Consider the following 16,444-nt stretch of genomic DNA (forward strand, 5'->3'; position numbering starts at 1 on the left):
TCGATTCTTATGACAAGGAGCCTCACCATGGATCTGAAATGTATTTTTGCCTTATTCACCCTGTCTGTGCTGCCATGGAGTGCCAGCGCTGCCCCGGCAGCCCCCAAGGTCGCCGTAAGGTCTGAAGTTGCCTCGCCGGTGGTGTTGGAAAATACCCAGGATAAAAACTACCTGAAAATCTCGTTGGTGGGCTATCCGCTGCCACAGGAAAAACGCAGCCCGATCAATCTGGCGTTGGTCATTGACCGCTCCACCTCCATGAGTGGCGATCGCATCGAAAACGCCAGAAAGGCCGCGATCGCCGCCGTTAACATGCTCAGCAGTGATGACACGCTTTCGGTCGTTGCCTACGACTCCGGGGTGGAGGTGGTGATCCCGGCCATCAAGGTCAAAGATAAGAAACCGCTGATCGATAAAATCAACAAGAGCATTGAACCGCGCGGCATGACGGCACTGTTTGCCGGGGTGAGCAAGGGCATCGATCAGGTCAGCAAGCATCTGGATAAAGAGCAGGTTAACCGCATTGTGCTGCTCTCCGACGGGCAGGCCAACGTTGGGCCAACCTCCAATAGTGAACTGGCCGAGCTGGCTAAGCTGGCGGCCAAGAAAGGCATCGCCATTACCACCATCGGTATTGGTGATGGCTACAATGAAGACCTGATGACCACCATTGCTGGCTATAGCGATGGCAACCATGCCTTTGTCGAGCAATCCAGCGATCTGGAAAAGACCTTCGCCCACGAGTTTAACGATGCGATGTCCGTAGTGGCGCAAGACGTAGTGGTGGAGATTAAAACCGCCGATAAGGTCACCCCGGTTCGCCTGTTGGGGCGTGATGGCAGCATCAGCGGCAATACGGTCACCGTGAAACTGAACCAGCTGTATTCCAATCAGGAAAAATATGTTCTGCTGGAAGTGATCCCGGCCAAGGGCAGCAATGCCCAAAGCAAACCGCTGGCCGAAGTGAAGGTACGTTACGCCAACTTGAGCACCAAGCAGGTCGATACCTTCAATGAAAAGGTGGCGGTCAGCTATAGCCAGTCCGTCAAAGACGTCAGTGCTGCGCAGGTTGATGAGGTGCTGGTGGATTCGGCCATTCAGAAGGCAGCGCTGGAAAATGAGCGTGCGGTACAATTGATGGACGCAGGCAAAATGGAAGAGGCCAAACAGGTATTTAGCCAGAACGCGGCAGCATTGGAGAGTTTGCCTGTTAGCGCAGCCCCTGCCAGACAAAAAGCCGAAGCCGGCGCGCAGAAGAACAAAGAACTGATGGGTAAAATGGAGAGCGACAGCAAGGAATCGACCCGTAAAGCGGTGAAAGAGCAGAACTACAACATCAAAACCCAGAAGAACCAGTAACAGGGAGCCGAATGAGCCAGCGTACTTCCAGAAGTTTGACGATTTTTATCATCATCACCGTGGCGATATTCAGTCTGATCGCCTATCTGGGAGTGCGCACTCTGGAGCACGAAGTGTTGTTACGCCATTACCAATCCCAGACCCTGGCACAGACGCGTGCCACGCAGGCCAGCACCAGCATCATAGATATCCTGCGGCAGAAAGCGACGCGGCTGGATGTGATCACCGACTACCTGCAACCTAACGATGAGGCGCTCAAGGAGCTGGTTGAGAAGGACAGCGACATTGATGGCGTGTTTGTTCTACAGAAAAATCGTTTGCTGTACCCCAACCCAAACGGCTCGCTGAGCCAAAAAGAGTTAGCCTGGGTTCAGGCCATCACCCCGCTGGTGAACGATCCTTCCTTACTGTACGGCCACAACATAAAAAGCGAGATGGCGATCCCGCAATCCGGCTGGTTCATTACCGGCGAAGTGCAGGAGCCGTTGCTGATTTACTGGCGCACTATCGGCAGTGATACCATTGGATTTCGGGTTCCTTATATCAAGCTGTTGTCGGACGTGATCAATGCGGCCAGCTTCGATTTTGGCAGCGACACATTGGTATTGGAAGAGAACGGACGCCTACTGTACCAAAGCAATCCCTACGTCGCGTTGGATAGCCAGCAACCGCTGGCCGAACAGAGCCTGCCTTATCCGCTGACGGGCTGGCAGGTGAGCTATTACGGCAAGCCGGCCAGCACGACGGCGGTCTATCTGTGGGGCGGGGCGTTTATCCTGCTGATGCTGGCCATCATGGGCTTGATCATTTTTCGCCTCTACCGGGAATACACCCAGACGGCACGGCTGGCGCGCCAGCAGGTGGGTTTTGTCAGCCAGGTGTCCCACGAACTGAAAACGCCGCTGACCAATATCACGCTGTATGCCGAGCTGCTGAAAGAGGAGCTCGATGAACAGCACGATGAAGGGTTGCGTTATCTGGACGTGATTATCGGTGAGAGCCAGCGCCTGTCGCGCCTGATCCAGAATATCTTGAGTTTTACCCGTGAACCGAAGCTGCACTTGCAGCCGATTGAACTCAACCCGTTGCTGATTAACATCACACAGACTTTCTTACCGTCGTACCAGGCCAAGGGGATGGCGCTCTCGCTCTCGCTGGGCGAAAACGTGGTGGTGAGTAGCGATATCGATCGCCTGACGCAGATTATCAACAACCTGCTGAGCAACGCGGAGAAGTATGCCACTGCCGGGAAACAGGTCGATGTGCAGGTGGCGTGTAGCGCGGACTACGTGGATATTCACGTACGGGATTATGGTGCAGGCATCAGTGAAAAAGAGCTCAAGATGATTTTCTTGCCCTTTTACCGGGTGAAATCAGGTATTACCGAGGGTGTTGCGGGAACGGGCATTGGCCTGACGATTGCTCAGCAGCTGGCACATAGCCTGGGCGGGGAAATCCTGGTTGCTCCGCAGTCGTCTGGGGTGCGTTTTACTTTGCGGCTGGTGCGTACAGTGGCCGGACAACGGATGGACACCTCTAGCTGACCATAGCACCCCAACCCTCGCCCTTTGGGAGAGGGTTGGGGTGAGGGGAACGGCATTCTGCCGCTGCCAATCGTGTTAACCACAAGGGATCTTAATGAAAATACTGGTCGTTGAAGACGATACCAACATTCGCCAGGGCTTGGTTGAAGCGCTGTCCCGTGAGGGATATACCCTGATTGCCGCAGAAAATGGCAAGGTGGCGCTAGAGATGTACCAACAGCAGCAACCGGATTTTATCATCCTCGATATCATGATGCCGGAGCTGGATGGTTACGCGGTATGCCGTGAGATACGAAAACAGGATGAGCAGATCCCCATTGTCTTTTTGTCTGCCAAGGATGAAGAGATCGATCGGGTGGTTGGTTTGGAACTGGGGGCTGATGATTACATCAGCAAGCCGTTTGGCATCCATGAGATCCGCGCCAGGATCAAAACCATCGCCCGGCGTTGCCTGCGCAGCAAGACCGCTCAGCCAGATGCCAGCTTTTGCTTTGGTGATTTAACAGTGTACCCCAACGAGCTGTGCGCTTTGCGCCAAGAGACACGGCTGGAACTTTCGCTGCGTGAGGTGAAAATCCTGGAGTGTCTCAACCAACATAAAAACAAGGTCGTCACCCGCGGGATGCTGTTCGATGCCGCCTGGGGCTATGACTTTCTGCCCAACAGCCGCACGTTGGATCAGCATATCTCCAAACTGCGCAAGAGCATTGAGCTTGATGCGAATAACCCGTTGCTGATCCGCACGGTGCATGGGATGGGGTATCGGTATTTGGGGTGAGAGTTAAGCTGGCTCACCCCTTAAACACCTGCCCCCGATGCCATTCCACAAACGTATCCAAAGGATAATGTTCAGCGCTCTTGGGCAACCAAATCGCCTTACCGGCAAAATCCCAGAACAACCGCTCGACCATCTGGCTGCCGTTCACACCCGCTGAAATCAGCAGTTTCATGCTGTCATCAAGCCCGATCGCTCCCATATCAAATGCGGAGTGGTGCAACGAGCACAGCGCTAATCCGTTGGTCACGGTACAGGGGCCGCCGTGCATCTTCCATTTGATATGGGCTGCTTCTAAACCAACGGACGTACTGTCGTGCCGCAGGTTGTAGCCACATACTGCGCATTGATAGTTATAGGCACGTAAGATCGTTTGCCGGAAGGCCGGATCGCGTGCTTTGCGTATCCCATCCAGCTGAAAGTCCAAACGGTTGGCTATCAGCTCTTGAACGCTGTCGGGGAAATGCTCACACAGAATTTGCTGTGCAAGCTTGTCGATCAGGGCGGGTTGGCTGCGTAGCAGCTGATAGCTCTCTTCGTCGAAACCGCCGCTGACGCCATGTTCAATTATTTCCCGCTTAGGTGGCTCTTTGCTGCCTTTCTGCGGGCTGCAAAGCTCTGCATTGTGTAATTCCCAGAATCCATCGCCGCGTAAACGCCAGAATGGCATGGTGGGGTAATGATCGCGCCGCTGTGGGCCAAAGCTATTGAGTAATGCCAGCAGGGGGGCGTGGACCTCCTCACCGTAATTGAACAGCCGCTCGTGACCTTGTTGATATTGGGATAGCACATACAGCAACAGTAACGGCTTATGTGGTGCACGCTGATCGCCTCTGCGCCACAGGGTCAGATTGGAGATGGCGTTTTGCAGTTCCTGGCTGGTTTTCATCCTGTGCGTCCTGGCGATCGGCGGTAAAGGTTGCGATCATGCTCGCAAAAGAGAAGGGATTCAATCGGTTCGATAGCTGATCCAGCCATTCAGCACTCGCGTCCAGCTTGTACGCAGCGTCTTTATCTCAGCGAGCAACCGGTTTGACAAGCTGCCACTCGGCACCCAGCCTGATAGCGTGTTTAGCATTGGTCACGCCCATCTTTTTAACAATATTGCCAATATGGAATTTTACCGTACGCATTTTCACGCCAAGAATAATGGCAATTTCCGGGTAGGTTTTCCCCATGCTGGCCCAATAGAGCACTTCATTCTCCCGTGCTGACAGGGGATCTTTTGCTGCGTTGGGATTATCGAACCTATTTCGCGCGGTTTCCTGGTGCCGGGTGGTAATTTCTTGGTGGATGTTAGCCAGCAGCATCTGCAAATGGGCTTTGCTATGGTGTATTTGGTTCTCTATATCAATGGATTTGTTGTCATTCGTCATCAGTGACAGCATGGCCAAATTATGATCGTGGTCATGCAGTACAAAGGTATAGCCATGGGTAATGTTATAGCTTTTTGCCTGACTGAATATTTCTGAAGGCTTCAGGCGTGATTTTAGTGACGTGCTTTCGTCCCAGGGAAATGGCGATACCCTCTGTAGGGCGCAGTGCACCACGGGATCGATATGTTGATAGTTCCTTTCTTTATAGATATCAATCCATTGACTTGGATAATTGGAGGTTATCAGCGTTTCTAGCGGGTTTTTCTTGTTAAGTATCATATAGGCATATTTGAAATCGCCAAATTCTGCTATTTTTCTATCCAGATGATTTCTGAATGCATTATTTTCATCATGGCCAGCAGCAAAGAGTATCGACATCAAATTACCTCGATTTGAAATAATAACGCCTATGAAATATGTTTTATAACAACATCTTACTTAAATGACCGTTACTAGCGAGATAATATTCTGCTTAATCGGCTTTTTTCGATAAAATAGCAAAAAAAACCTGACCTCGTTGGGTCAGGTTGCCACATTGGCCAACACCAGGGAAATTTTTACTGCCGTTATATTAAGGCTATCTTCTGGGTTGAGGCAAGTGCCCTGTGTTGTTTTTTAGCCCCCAATCACTGATGGGCTTATTAAGCGATTTTAATTTAAACTGATGGGCCGATTTCGCGCACACATTATTTACTGGCAGACTGTTCTGAACGGGTTTCAGCCAGCGATTCTCCCATGGGCCGTCAACGAATAATGTTCACGCCTGCTTGACGATAACGCTTAAACAGCGCATCGGATATGCCTGCGTCGGTGATCACGCAGTGGATACAGGAAAGGGTGCTGATGTTGTACGGGTTGGTCTGCTCGAATTTACTGTGATCGGCCAGTAGGATCACTTTCTTGGCACGTTGAATAATGGTCTTTTTGATACCGACTTCGAATAACGTGGCGTTGGTAATACCCGCATCCAGTGATAAGGCATCGCAGGAAATAAACGCCTGTTCGACCGAAAAGGTTTTCAACATGTCGGTTGCCAGGCTTTCCCCTACGGTGAAGTAACCGGGGCGGATCATTCCCCCAATGATATAACTTTCCAGGTGACTCATCTGTGCCAGATGATGGGCGATATTGACATCGGTGGTCACCACGCTGGCGGGCATATCCAGCACTTTGGCCAATTCCAGACAGGTGGTACCCGAGTCGAGAATGATGAAATCGTGGGGCGAAATATGCTGGCGTGCCAGCAGGGCGATTTGCTTTTTAGCATCGACGTTAATGTTCTTCTTCATGTCGAAGACAAACTCTTTATCCGCGTTGTTGACGTTGAAGCGTAAACCGCCGTGATAACGCTCCATACCGGGATAGTGGGCGGCGATGTAGTTAAAATCGCGCCTTAGGGTAGCTTCGGCATAGTTCAGCAACTCGTTGGCCTGCTGGATACTCAACTGATGATGCAACCACAGGTAGTGCAGGATATTGCCGATACGTTCACTGCGCTGTTGGCTCATGGTGCTACTCCTGAAACTGGCGCAGCGCCTGCGGGATATCGCTGCTGCCAAATACCGCACGCCCAAGTACCAGATGACGAGCACCTGCATGGATCAACTGTGGGGCGACAGAGATATCGATTCCCCCGTCGGCCCAGATCTCAGTCTGCGGGAAATGTGTCGCCGCTTCGGCAATTTTATCTCGCATTGCCGGAATAAAGTGCTGCCCTGCACCGTCGGGTTCACTGGTCATAATCAGCACTCCCTCGAGCTTATCTTTCAGGTATCGATAGGGCGCAAGAGGCGTCGCCGGGTTAAGCGCCAGACCCGCTCGTGCACCTGCTTGGCGGATGGCGGCCAGCCCTTCAGCCGGATTGGCCAGCGCTTCAGCATGCAGGAAAATCCAGGCAGGCCGCAGCGGTGCTATCCACTGTAGCCAGGGGAATGGATTGGCCAGCATCAGGTGAAACGACAGCGGGTGTTTGGTGGACCGAGCAATGGCATTGACGGTCTTCATCCCGAAGGTGATATTGCTGATAAAACTGGTGTCTTCTATATCAATATGCAGGGTGCTGATGGGGTGGGACGCCAGTTTTATCAGCGTTTCCCCCAGTTTCAGCGGGTTGGCAGAGGCCAGTGAAGGATGAAGATATGGCATAGCGGTCACTCCTGCACGTTGCGAGAATGGAAGAGTTGGAATAGCTGGCTGTCGGTGGTGGCCTGTTGCAGTTGAACGAGCAGTTCCTCATCTGCCAGCAGGGTGGAAATGCGCTGGATGGTCGCCAGATGCGTGTTGGCGTCTGCGGCGCTGAGTGCGATCAGGAGCCAAACCGGATCGCAGTCTTCATGACCAAAACGAACGGGGTCCTCCAGCGTGGTGATGGCAATGCCATTGGCCAGCACCCCTTGTTCCGGTCGGGCATGGGGCAAGGCAATACCCGGTGCGACGACGTAATACGGCCCCCATTCCAGCGTATTATCAATGACTCCCTGACAGTAACGGTCAGTGATGCGGCCCGTGGCCAGCAAGGGGGCCAGCGCGATTTGCACCGCTTGCTGCCAACCGGTGGCTGTTCTTCTGGCCTGAGCCAGCCGGGAATGAGATAGCAACATATTGACTCCTGTAACAGAAAAGCGATTAATAAAGGCCCGGCCTACTTTGGCGAGGACGCCGGGCCCGTTAGCGATGATGGGGGGACCGTTGCAAAGCGGTCCCGTTTTACCCTCTCAGCAGATGAACCTTCTCCATAAAGCGTGCGACCCGTTGCTCATCCACGAAGTTGGCGAATACCCCGTCTTTTTTGAAATGCGTTGCGGTCACACAGCCGTCGGCGATCGCCAACTGCTCCTCCACGTTTTCCAGGCATACCCCAGTATTGGCCAGCACCACGGTATCCGGCACCGTATCTTTCACTACCCTAAGCAGAGCGGCATCGGTTTTGCTGCCCGCCGTCAGGCCAGAAACGCACAATGCATCCGGATGGTTGTTGAACACCGTTGATTTAGCGATGGAGGCAATGTCGCGATTGCCCAGATACACCGCCGCTTCCGGCACGATGTTGAACAGGGTTTTGACATGTCCGGCACCGATGCGGTGCTGATGGCGGATGGTTTCCCCCACGTTGGTATCCCAGATGCCGAAGTCGCTGGCATAGGCCCCGGTGAAGATTTCACGGATAAACTTGGCATCGACGGCCATAGCCAGATCGAAAGAGGCCACCGGGTCCCACAGCACGTTCACGCCATAAGGCACGCGGATTTCGCTCATCAGTTGCCCGATCACGCGCGCCATGGCGGCGGTGGTTTCCGGTTTTACTTTGGTCAGGTAGGGCAGGCTGAACTCGTTGGAGAACATTACCGCGTCTACGCCACCGTTTTGCAGCGCCATAAGATCGTTATGGGCTTTATCGATCACCCAGTTCATGCCCCGGTTGCTGTCATAATCCGGGTCTCCGGGTAAGGCGCGCAGGTGGCACATGGCAATCACGGCTTTCTCGGTGCCAATCACGGTTTTAAGCCAAGTCATAGTTACTACTCCTTTAACGGGTTGATACATCAGGCGGAAATTTCGCGGTTACGCAGGCCAATCACCACTAATGCCGTGATGCCGACGCAGACAATGGTGCCAATCAGCCCCATACCGACCAGTTCGGTAATCGACCAGCCAAACGGGTTGCCGACGGACAGGGCAGTGATTTGCGAACCGTCTTTGGCCAGATTGAAGCCACCCTGAGCGGCCATTTGGGTAAAGAACGGCGCAAACTGGGTGGCGATTAGCAGCACAAAAATCATGGTGATGAAACTGGTGATTAAGGTGCGCAGGAAGTCACCCCGGTGGATCACCGTTGCCATACAGACAAAGAAGGGGGCAACGGGAAGATCGGCAAGAGGCAACACGCTGTTACCAGGCAGCAACCCGGCGGTGATCAGCATGATCGGGATCAGCAGCAGGCCAACGGCGATGGTGGTGGGGTGACCAAGGGTAACGGCACTGTCCAGGCCGATATACAACTCGCGGCCATGGAAGTGTTTTTGCAGGAAAGTGCGGGCGCCTTCCGAGATCGGTAACAAACCTTCGACGATCAGGCGGATCATGCGTGGGAACAACACCATGATCGCGGCGACGGTGATCACCAGGTTAGCCAGATCCCGGAAGCCGTATCCGGCGGCCAGGCCAAAGATAATCCCCAGGATCACGCCGATAATCACCGGATCGCCGATCATACCAAAGCGTTTCTGGATCTCGCTGGCATCGATATTGTGGTTTTTCATAAACGGAATACGCTGGTAAACCCATTCCAACGCCAGCGCAATCGGGACTGAACTGCTTCCCCAGCCTTGTGGAATGGATATCCCCTCCAGCCCGACAATGTTCTGTACCCGTTTGGCGGTAAGATCGGCCATTTTCAGCGACAGTGCCGCATGGCAAACCGCAGCTATGATGCCATAAATCATGCTGCCGGTAAGGATGTGCGCAATGGCACCGGTGATGGCGTAATGCCAGTAGTTATAGATATCCACGTTCATGGTTTTGGTCAGCCGGGTTAGCAGCAGCACAATGTTGAACAGGAAGACGATCGGGATCACCACCGCGCCGATGGCGGTGGCGTAGCCCACGCCGGAAGCCGGGCCTGCCCCGACATCCAGCAGATGGAGTTGCAAGCCGAAGCGGTTGATCATCAACTTGATGGCTGGGTTGAGGCTATCGATCGCCATGACGATCACCAGCCCCATCCCGACAAAGCCGATGCCGATCGTTACCCCGGCTTTTACCGCTTGCAGAAACGGGATGCGGAAGATCAACGCGATGAAGAACATGATAATGGGGACAAACACGCTGCCCCCTAGCGATAACAAGTAATCAAGCATGACTGTGTCCCCGCGGTTATTTTAACAACTCGAGCAACTGCCGCTTGAGCGGCTCGTCATTGATCCCGGTCAGAAACGGCGCGCCGTTCAGGGTCGGGATGCCATAGTCGGTGGTGATTTTCATTGCCGTGACGATCACATCCACTCCCCGCTTATTTAACGGGATTTCGTTCAGGCAACATTGGCTGGTGGTAGCGTTAATATTGTGGCTGGCCAGAAAGTGGGTAATTTTCTGGGCGATCATGGTAGATGTCGCCATGCCGGTGCCACAGGCAACCAGTATCTTCTTCATGATGCTGACCTCGCTGATTTTGCGGATATAGGGAAGGTTTCGGCTTGTGCCAGAACCAGGTGTGCCAACAGATCGATGCAGTGTTGCAGATCGTTCAGGCTGGCAACTTCACTTGGGGAATGGGTGTAGCGGCAGGGAATGGACAAGCCAGCGCAGAGAATGCCGTCCTGCTGCAGTTGGATGTAGCCACTTTCGGTGATCACGCCCGGTGCCACTTCGCGCTGAACCGGGATCTGGTGTTGTGCGGCGGTGCTTTCCAGCCAGTGGATCACTTTTGGTGTGGTGATCAAACCGGCCAGCGTGCCGCGTCCGTGGTAGTTCAGACAGGTAATGCCCGGCCCTTGGTTGATGACCAGATCGGCATAGTCACTGAGATCCGGCGTATCGCATGACGGGGTGATATCGATGCCGATGGTCATATCCGGCCGCACGGTATTCAATACCGGCAAAATCCCCCGGATATTAAACTCCTCCTGCACGGCGGCAACGATAAACAGGGTGATATCCAAGGGTTTATCGGCAATTTTATCTGCCAGGCCAACCAACGCGGTGCATCCCAGGCGGTTATCCAACGCTTTGCTGCAAATCAGGTTGTTGCCGAGCTTGCGCGGTGGGTTATACAGCGTGATGGGCGTACCGATGTTAATGCCCATATCCAGCGCGTCCTGTTTGCTGGCGGCACCAATATCGATCCACAGTTGGTCAATGGCGGGTTGTTGGGTTCGTTCGTCCCCTTTGCTGAAATGGTAAGACTTGATGCCGATGCAACCGGAGACCGGGCCTTTACTGCCTTGTAGCGTCACCGTCGAGCCGGACATGGTGATTTGCGCTGGTCCGCCAACCCGCTCGAAGCGAATAAATCCCCCTGGTTCAATCTTGCGCACCATAAAGCCGACTTCGTCCATATGGGCAAAGACCATCACGCGCAGGGCATCAGGATCCTGGCTGCCATATTGCGCGATCACGTTACCCAGCACGTCCCGCCGGGTGCTGATAGCACCTTGCGCGAGCAGAGGCTGGATAACGTCCGCAACCGGAGTTTCAAAGCCGGGAATGGCGTCTAACGACAACAGCTGTAGCAGGGTAGAACTGATATCAAATGGCATAATCAACCTCTGTGATGATTGGCAGAGAGGATGTTATGTGCGCTAACTGATTGATAAAATGTGATAACAATCGCATAAAAAATAGGCGTGACGGTTTTTTTGGGAATTTTGTTAACTGGTTAAAATTAAATCGCTCAATTTTGCTGCGTATTTGGTGATTTCGCTCAATGGTGGCGATCGATCCCGGCCAGATGGCTTTTCTGCCTTAAGGTATGCATGTCTGATAACCTGATAAAATCACCTTCCAAAGAATGACAACAACATTACAGGGACCGTAAAATTCCAATGTGTGAACAACCCAACCATGACTGGCTGAGCCTGCTGGATCGGCACGTCGATAGCGCCATTGCTAATCCGGATCAGATTTACTCTCTCTCGCCCGAAACCTTGGGTGGGCTGTGGGCAGATATTTTAGAAAATCAACGCGACCCCTCGTCAACGGTGAATAGCCTGGCTAACTTGCTCTACAGAAAGGTCAGAGAGCAGCAATTGCAACCCGCCCTGGATAACGCCGCTGCGTTGCGGGTTTTGCCGCTGGCGCGGGATTGGCAGGAAATGGTCCAATACCTGGGTTGGCTGTCACAGCCACCAGAGAGTGAATTGACAGACTTTATTAGCCAGCAGTTTGCCGATGAGCAGCAATTTGATCAGCAATTGGCGAAGGCTGGGCGCTACTGTTGTGCCGTTATGGCGCAGTTTAGCGGTGAGGCTGCGCTTACACGTTGGCAGCAAGTAGTGAGCGAGCAATTTAATGCGCAAAGCCTCATTTTGCTGGAAGCCACGTTTATTCCCCACCTATCTACCAACTCCCGCTTTACGCTATTTTTCTTTGGACAAGGTTACTTTAAAGCCGGGGAAGAAGATCCTGCCCGTCAGTTGAGTGAGGATCCGGCCTATTGCTCGTTTGCTTATCAAGCGTTACGCCAGGCTATCGCCCACCTTGAAGCCATCCATACCCAACCGGCCACCTACCGCGCCGACGGGGCATTTTCTGTCGAAGAGGCACACGTCATTGCACGGGCGGCAAGGGTTGCGGCATGGCGTGATGAACGCTGGTTTGGGGAGGTATTCCCACGCTTGTTGGCGCTAGTCTGTTCCGCGCCTGGCGAAGCTAAAACGGTGCCTTCGCAGTCGTTGGCAATCGCGCTGGGCCATGCGGTAGAAGGCGTTCCCACACCGGAGAGCGTGCTGGCACTACAGCGTTGGGTAGAGAAGGTCCGCCATGCTGGCGTGCAGAAAAAATTAAAGCGTAACCTCAAGCCTGCTCAAGTGGCTTTGGCGATGCGCGGGGAATACGCTTTCAGGCACCTTTCCGCCACTAAAAATAAAAAGCAGCGCGATACCTTGTTGAAAGTGCTGGAAAACGGCGTGTATTGCGATACGCACTATGCATGGCCAGCCTGGCTTGAAGCGGTAACACAATTTGACTGGGTTGCTGATATCAGCCGCCGGCTCATCTGGCAGATGGAGTCCGCGCCCGGTGTTTACCATTCAATAATGCCCAGGGCAAACCAACAGTGGGTTGATTGTTGGGGAGAGCCTTGCACGTTGCCCGATCCGCAACGTATACGGTTATGGCATCCGCTGCATGTTTCCCCTTCCGAGCATGATGCATGGCAAGGCTACCTGCTAAGGCAGGGCATAGATCAGCCGTTTAAGCAGGTTTTACGCGAAATCTATCATGCCACCGCAATGCAGGATTTCTCTGGCTATACGCTGGATCTGCAAACGCTGGTGGGGTTGGCTCGCGCTGAAGGATGGAAAGTTAATTATGACGCCTTCGAACGTTGGTTTGGCGGCTATCTTTTCGTGTTTACCATGCAGACTACGCTCTACCATGGCGTACAGGGGCAAGGGGAGAGCGGTGAGTTGGTTAGCTACCGCCAGAGCAATGGTCGCCGCGAGCGGATTTTTGATGAGCAGATCCCCGCCGTGGTGCTTTCTGAAGCGCTGCGGGCTGTTGATTTGCTCGTCAGCAAGTCGGCCCTTGCTCGGGGTGAAACCGGCTTTGTCTCAATGAAGGAGGCTCTCGACTATCGAAGAACCTGCGTAGAGCAGCATTTTGCCGATGAGATTGCCAGCCAGCGGCTCATCCTTGATGGCCATTATGCTCAGGTTGGCGATAACCGGGCACATTTAGCCACTGGTAGAGTGACATGCCTTGGCAAGCCCGTGGATTTGCCTTGCCCCCGGTTGGAGGAGGCATCTGGCGATCTGTTGTCTGGTGAGATAATCGCTACGCTGAACAGGCTGTTATCACGTTAAGCTGCGCCGCCTTCTGTCAGGGAACATTGAGTGAAGGTTATCACCACCTCTCAAGCACTCTGAGCCAACGCCACATTTTTCTATCCCCTGTTGTAAAACAGGGGGAAGTCTCTCGTAATCTTCAAAATGTGACTTTTCTAACATGTAATTATCGGCTTTTGATCGTCATTATCCTCACTTTATTAGGATAAAACGGGTTTTATTTCGATAAAAAAGTGATTTTAGTCACATAAAAAAAACGCTTTTCTGCTCAATAAACCTCCTGTTTGTTTGGTTTGTGTTAACTTATTGTTAATAATGAGGTGGGGTAAATGTAGTAAATAATAGTGTACTACCGCCTGAACCAACTAACCCTTTATGGTAGGTTTGGTTTGGGATTCCTCTTGAGGCTTTTCGTTAATCCTCTGTGCGTTAATTCAATTAATTCACTACTAAATCAGCATTTTCTAAGAATCAACTTATTGTTAATGCGGAATTTAAAGAGAATGTTCTTAGTTGACAATAAGCAAACTAATTAACAAGATTGGCTGGAATATATACTAATAATCTCAAATTGGGTTGTGATAAATAATAACAAGTTGATAGGTTGTGTCGATTAATCATGGCTTCGTTGATCGTTTTAACCGATTTTGAATAATGATATTTCGCCGTTAATATCATTTTACAAATTAAGAATTTGCTTAGTGCTAGTGAAGTATCAACGCTCACCCAACGGCGTTATGGAGTTGGTGTATAATACGAAGAGAAAGGAATCCGTATGCAACAGAACATGGATGACGAGTATCCACTGGAGCGTGGTACTCAATCAAAAAAGCCTTTAACCTGGCCAGATGCCAATCAATATTTTCATCAAGGTATTGTTGGCTACTTTAACTCAATCAATACAGATCCAGAACAACTGAAAGTGGTTTTTATTGACTTTCAATTGTCTAACCTGCGTCTATTTCTGGAGCGGGATTGGCTAATTTATTCTGCTTGTAATCGTGTGGTTTTGGTGACCGATAGTCACCTTTTACCGTTGGCTAATTACTATAAAAGCAGGTTTCGCCAAGTTGATTCGGTGATCCAAAGGACGGGTATTTCCTGCGATATTTTTGATAAAATCGATCGTGTTATTGCAGGGAACCGGGTGATTTCATCGTCTAAGTCCAGTCTCTCTTCGCGAGAGATGAACCTATTGCGTATTTTCATCCGTGGTGTCACCGTGCGGGATCTTGCCAGCAGGTTGCAGCTTAGCCCCAAAACGATATATGCCCTGCGTCATAATATCTTAGGCAAAATGGGGTTGACTAAAATGCATGACATTTATACTCAGGCTATTCAGTCTCCAGAAAATCGGTAATCCCCGAGTTAAAATAATATTATCTGTAGGATGCGATATTTCTATATTGTAGAAATATTGTCGACTCTATGCCAAAGGGCTTATTCGGAAACTTGATTTTCGAATGCGCCTTTGCGTCGCATTTAGTGTGCCATGCCCGTTATCACCCTCGGGAAATTAATTGATATAAAAAAGGAAGAAATAGTATGAAGAAGTTAGCTCTGGTTTTGATTGCAGCTTCAGCGATGGGAACAATTAATCTGGCCAATGCAGCCACTCGCACGGCGAATGCGACGGCTTCATGGGATGCAAAAGCCATTAAAGATACCAGCAGTATGCTGGTGGTTACTCCGCTGAAATCACTGACCTTTAACTACGCAGAAGGTCTGGATCGTTTCAATACTCAAGACGGTGCGTTTGACATCACCATTGCAGGCCAGTCTGGTGCCAGCGATTTTAAACTGACCTCAAAAATCATCTCTAACACCCTGACCCGTACCAGCGATAACTCTGCGCTGACCGTAGGCGTACAGTGGAACGGTAAAGAACTGTCTGAAAGCACCGACATGGTAATGATCGATACCTCTGCAGGTATCAGCGCAGGTCTGGCTGCACTGTCTCTGGAAAGCGCCTATGCCGGTGCTGGCCGTGCAAGCACCCAGGGCGTGTTCGCGTTCAACATTGCAAAAGCCACAGTTGCAGGCACCGACACGGCTTTCAAAGACCTGGCTGACGGTTACTGGGACGGCAACGTGAACGTAGAGTTCACCGCGACCTGGGACGGTACCTTCACCGGTTAATCATCCGGTTGCCTTTACGTAGTCAGGATCGGGGTGAATAGCCCCGATCCTAAATGGAACGCACGATGAAAAGATGGTTTCCTACGCTGATGTGCTCAGCACTCTTCTATTGTACCCACGCCGGTGCAATTAATGTTGGCGCGATCACTTCAATTATTGCTCCTGCTCAGAGCGTCGTCGCCAAAGAAGTGATCAATACCGTGGATGATGCACGTTTGGTTAGCCTGAGGGTAGAACGAATTTCCTCTCCAATGGAGGGTGGGAAAGTGATCCCGATGGAGAGCAAACAGGAAATAATGACCACACCAGCCAACCTGATTTTACCTGGTAAGGGCAAGGATGTTTTTCGGGTTTTCTATGCCGGCCCGAAAGATGATAAGGAACGCTATTACCGTTTAGTGTGGAATGATAATCCGGTCACCGAAGAGGGGTTGTCAAAAACTAAAAAAACCGCTTCGGCAACCACCTCGGCGACTATCAGTACCATCCTGGTCGTAGCACCGCGTCAGGATAAGTTCGATTATCAATATCGTAACGGTGTGGTTTATAACACCGGCAATAGCTCTTTCCGCGCCGTGGCATTTGGCCCGTGTAAGCAGCCACAAACCAGCGAAGAGAAAAACAAAGGCTGCCGGGAACGTTATTACGTCATGCCAGGCTTAGGCGTGCATTTGAAATTTGTTGATATCAATAACCAAAAACTCAGCGTGGGTATTTGGCATAGCGAAGATTATATCAACGTGAAATAGC

Annotated in this window: 16 protein-coding genes; 7 read left to right on the plus strand and 9 right to left on the minus strand. The window is 51.8% G+C overall.

The window, feature by feature from the left end:
* The first annotated feature begins 27 nt into the window (after positions 1-27).
* The 3 genes from ACRDCA_RS10160 to ACRDCA_RS10170 all read left to right on the plus strand — a co-directional run bounded on the left by ACRDCA_RS10160 (position 28) and on the right by ACRDCA_RS10170 (position 3,681).
* The gene (locus tag ACRDCA_RS10160; protein WP_438689387.1) at positions 28-1,359 is read left to right on the plus strand and encodes a vWA domain-containing protein; all 1,332 of its coding nucleotides are present in this window, start codon (positions 28-30) and stop codon (positions 1,357-1,359) included.
* A gap of 11 nt (positions 1,360-1,370) precedes the next feature.
* On the plus strand, positions 1,371-2,903 hold the full coding sequence (locus ACRDCA_RS10165) for a sensor histidine kinase (RefSeq protein ID WP_438689388.1): 1,533 nt from the start codon (positions 1,371-1,373) through the stop codon (positions 2,901-2,903).
* Positions 2,904-2,997: 94 nt separating this feature from the next.
* Positions 2,998-3,681, plus strand: coding sequence for a response regulator transcription factor (locus ACRDCA_RS10170; RefSeq protein ID WP_438689389.1), 684 nt, complete (start codon positions 2,998-3,000; stop codon positions 3,679-3,681).
* Positions 3,682-3,694: 13 nt separating this feature from the next.
* On the opposite strand, the gene ACRDCA_RS10175 is transcribed toward ACRDCA_RS10170, so the two are convergent.
* The 9 genes from ACRDCA_RS10175 to ACRDCA_RS10215 form a co-directional block, all read right to left on the minus strand.
* Positions 3,695-4,567, minus strand: a complete 873-nt coding sequence (locus tag ACRDCA_RS10175) for a phosphorothioated DNA-binding restriction endonuclease (RefSeq protein WP_438689390.1) — start codon at positions 4,565-4,567, stop codon at positions 3,695-3,697.
* 127 nt (positions 4,568-4,694) lie between these two features.
* Positions 4,695-5,432 carry a LuxR family transcriptional regulator gene (locus ACRDCA_RS10180; RefSeq protein ID WP_438689391.1) on the minus strand — a complete coding sequence of 246 codons (738 nt, stop codon included), beginning with the start codon at positions 5,430-5,432 and terminating at the stop codon, positions 4,695-4,697.
* Positions 5,433-5,797: 365 nt separating this feature from the next.
* Positions 5,798-6,562, minus strand: a complete 765-nt coding sequence (locus tag ACRDCA_RS10185) for a DeoR/GlpR family DNA-binding transcription regulator (protein WP_438689392.1) — start codon at positions 6,560-6,562, stop codon at positions 5,798-5,800.
* 4 nt (positions 6,563-6,566) lie between these two features.
* Positions 6,567-7,199 carry an epimerase gene (locus ACRDCA_RS10190; protein ID WP_438689393.1) on the minus strand — a complete coding sequence of 211 codons (633 nt, stop codon included), beginning with the start codon at positions 7,197-7,199 and terminating at the stop codon, positions 6,567-6,569.
* Positions 7,200-7,204: 5 nt separating this feature from the next.
* The gene (locus ACRDCA_RS10195; protein ID WP_438689441.1) at positions 7,205-7,651 is read right to left on the minus strand and encodes a PTS sugar transporter subunit IIA; all 447 of its coding nucleotides are present in this window, start codon (positions 7,649-7,651) and stop codon (positions 7,205-7,207) included.
* A 109-nt stretch (positions 7,652-7,760) separates the two neighbouring features.
* Entirely contained in the window at positions 7,761-8,567 is an 807-nt protein-coding gene (locus tag ACRDCA_RS10200) for a BtpA/SgcQ family protein (protein ID WP_438689394.1), read from the minus strand.
* A gap of 29 nt (positions 8,568-8,596) precedes the next feature.
* A complete protein-coding gene (locus ACRDCA_RS10205; RefSeq protein ID WP_438689395.1) occupies positions 8,597-9,910 on the minus strand; it encodes a galactitol-specific PTS transporter subunit IIC in 1,314 nt (437 codons plus the stop codon).
* A 16-nt stretch (positions 9,911-9,926) separates the two neighbouring features.
* Entirely contained in the window at positions 9,927-10,202 is a 276-nt protein-coding gene (locus ACRDCA_RS10210; protein WP_438689396.1) for a PTS sugar transporter subunit IIB, read from the minus strand.
* Positions 10,199-11,308, minus strand: a complete 1,110-nt coding sequence (locus ACRDCA_RS10215; RefSeq protein ID WP_438689397.1) for a M42 family metallopeptidase — start codon at positions 11,306-11,308, stop codon at positions 10,199-10,201. Before ACRDCA_RS10215 ends, ACRDCA_RS10210 begins: the two co-directional genes overlap by 4 nt.
* Before the next feature lie 285 nt (positions 11,309-11,593).
* Between ACRDCA_RS10215 and ACRDCA_RS10220 the strand changes: the two genes are divergently transcribed.
* The 4 genes from ACRDCA_RS10220 (at position 11,594) to ACRDCA_RS10235 (ending at position 16,443) form a co-directional block, all read left to right on the plus strand.
* The gene (locus tag ACRDCA_RS10220) at positions 11,594-13,573 is read left to right on the plus strand and encodes a DUF4132 domain-containing protein (protein ID WP_438689398.1); all 1,980 of its coding nucleotides are present in this window, start codon (positions 11,594-11,596) and stop codon (positions 13,571-13,573) included.
* 757 nt (positions 13,574-14,330) lie between these two features.
* The gene (locus ACRDCA_RS10225; RefSeq protein WP_438689399.1) at positions 14,331-14,915 is read left to right on the plus strand and encodes a LuxR C-terminal-related transcriptional regulator; all 585 of its coding nucleotides are present in this window, start codon (positions 14,331-14,333) and stop codon (positions 14,913-14,915) included.
* A gap of 185 nt (positions 14,916-15,100) precedes the next feature.
* On the plus strand, positions 15,101-15,694 hold the full coding sequence (ecpA, locus tag ACRDCA_RS10230) for a common pilus major fimbrillin subunit EcpA (protein ID WP_438689400.1): 594 nt from the start codon (positions 15,101-15,103) through the stop codon (positions 15,692-15,694).
* A 65-nt stretch (positions 15,695-15,759) separates the two neighbouring features.
* The gene (locus ACRDCA_RS10235; RefSeq protein WP_438689442.1) at positions 15,760-16,443 is read left to right on the plus strand and encodes a hypothetical protein; all 684 of its coding nucleotides are present in this window, start codon (positions 15,760-15,762) and stop codon (positions 16,441-16,443) included.
* Position 16,444: the final 1 nt, after the last annotated feature.

It is taken from the genome of Serratia sp. (in: enterobacteria) (assembly GCF_051654945.1).
GTDB lineage: Bacteria > Pseudomonadota > Gammaproteobacteria > Enterobacterales > Enterobacteriaceae > Chania.

What these genes read in the sequence shown, in the direction of transcription:
- ACRDCA_RS10235 (WP_438689442.1), top strand. Translation starts at nt 15,760, where the DNA reads ATGAAAAGATGGTTTCCTACGCTGATGTGCTCAGCACTCTTCTATTGT.
- ACRDCA_RS10160 (WP_438689387.1), top strand. Translation starts at nt 28, where the DNA reads ATGGATCTGAAATGTATTTTTGCCTTATTCACCCTGTCTGTGCTGCCA.
- ACRDCA_RS10190 (WP_438689393.1), bottom strand. Translation starts at nt 7,199, where the DNA reads ATGCCATATCTTCATCCTTCACTGGCCTCTGCCAACCCGCTGAAACTG.
- ACRDCA_RS10170 (WP_438689389.1), top strand. Translation starts at nt 2,998, where the DNA reads ATGAAAATACTGGTCGTTGAAGACGATACCAACATTCGCCAGGGCTTG.
- ACRDCA_RS10210 (WP_438689396.1), bottom strand. Translation starts at nt 10,202, where the DNA reads ATGAAGAAGATACTGGTTGCCTGTGGCACCGGCATGGCGACATCTACC.
- ACRDCA_RS10180 (WP_438689391.1), bottom strand. Translation starts at nt 5,432, where the DNA reads ATGTCGATACTCTTTGCTGCTGGCCATGATGAAAATAATGCATTCAGA.
- ecpA (WP_438689400.1), top strand. Translation starts at nt 15,101, where the DNA reads ATGAAGAAGTTAGCTCTGGTTTTGATTGCAGCTTCAGCGATGGGAACA.
- ACRDCA_RS10225 (WP_438689399.1), top strand. Translation starts at nt 14,331, where the DNA reads ATGCAACAGAACATGGATGACGAGTATCCACTGGAGCGTGGTACTCAA.
- ACRDCA_RS10215 (WP_438689397.1), bottom strand. Translation starts at nt 11,308, where the DNA reads ATGCCATTTGATATCAGTTCTACCCTGCTACAGCTGTTGTCGTTAGAC.
- ACRDCA_RS10220 (WP_438689398.1), top strand. Translation starts at nt 11,594, where the DNA reads ATGTGTGAACAACCCAACCATGACTGGCTGAGCCTGCTGGATCGGCAC.
- ACRDCA_RS10200 (WP_438689394.1), bottom strand. Translation starts at nt 8,567, where the DNA reads ATGACTTGGCTTAAAACCGTGATTGGCACCGAGAAAGCCGTGATTGCC.
- ACRDCA_RS10175 (WP_438689390.1), bottom strand. Translation starts at nt 4,567, where the DNA reads ATGAAAACCAGCCAGGAACTGCAAAACGCCATCTCCAATCTGACCCTG.
- ACRDCA_RS10185 (WP_438689392.1), bottom strand. Translation starts at nt 6,562, where the DNA reads ATGAGCCAACAGCGCAGTGAACGTATCGGCAATATCCTGCACTACCTG.
- ACRDCA_RS10205 (WP_438689395.1), bottom strand. Translation starts at nt 9,910, where the DNA reads ATGCTTGATTACTTGTTATCGCTAGGGGGCAGCGTGTTTGTCCCCATT.
- ACRDCA_RS10165 (WP_438689388.1), top strand. Translation starts at nt 1,371, where the DNA reads ATGAGCCAGCGTACTTCCAGAAGTTTGACGATTTTTATCATCATCACC.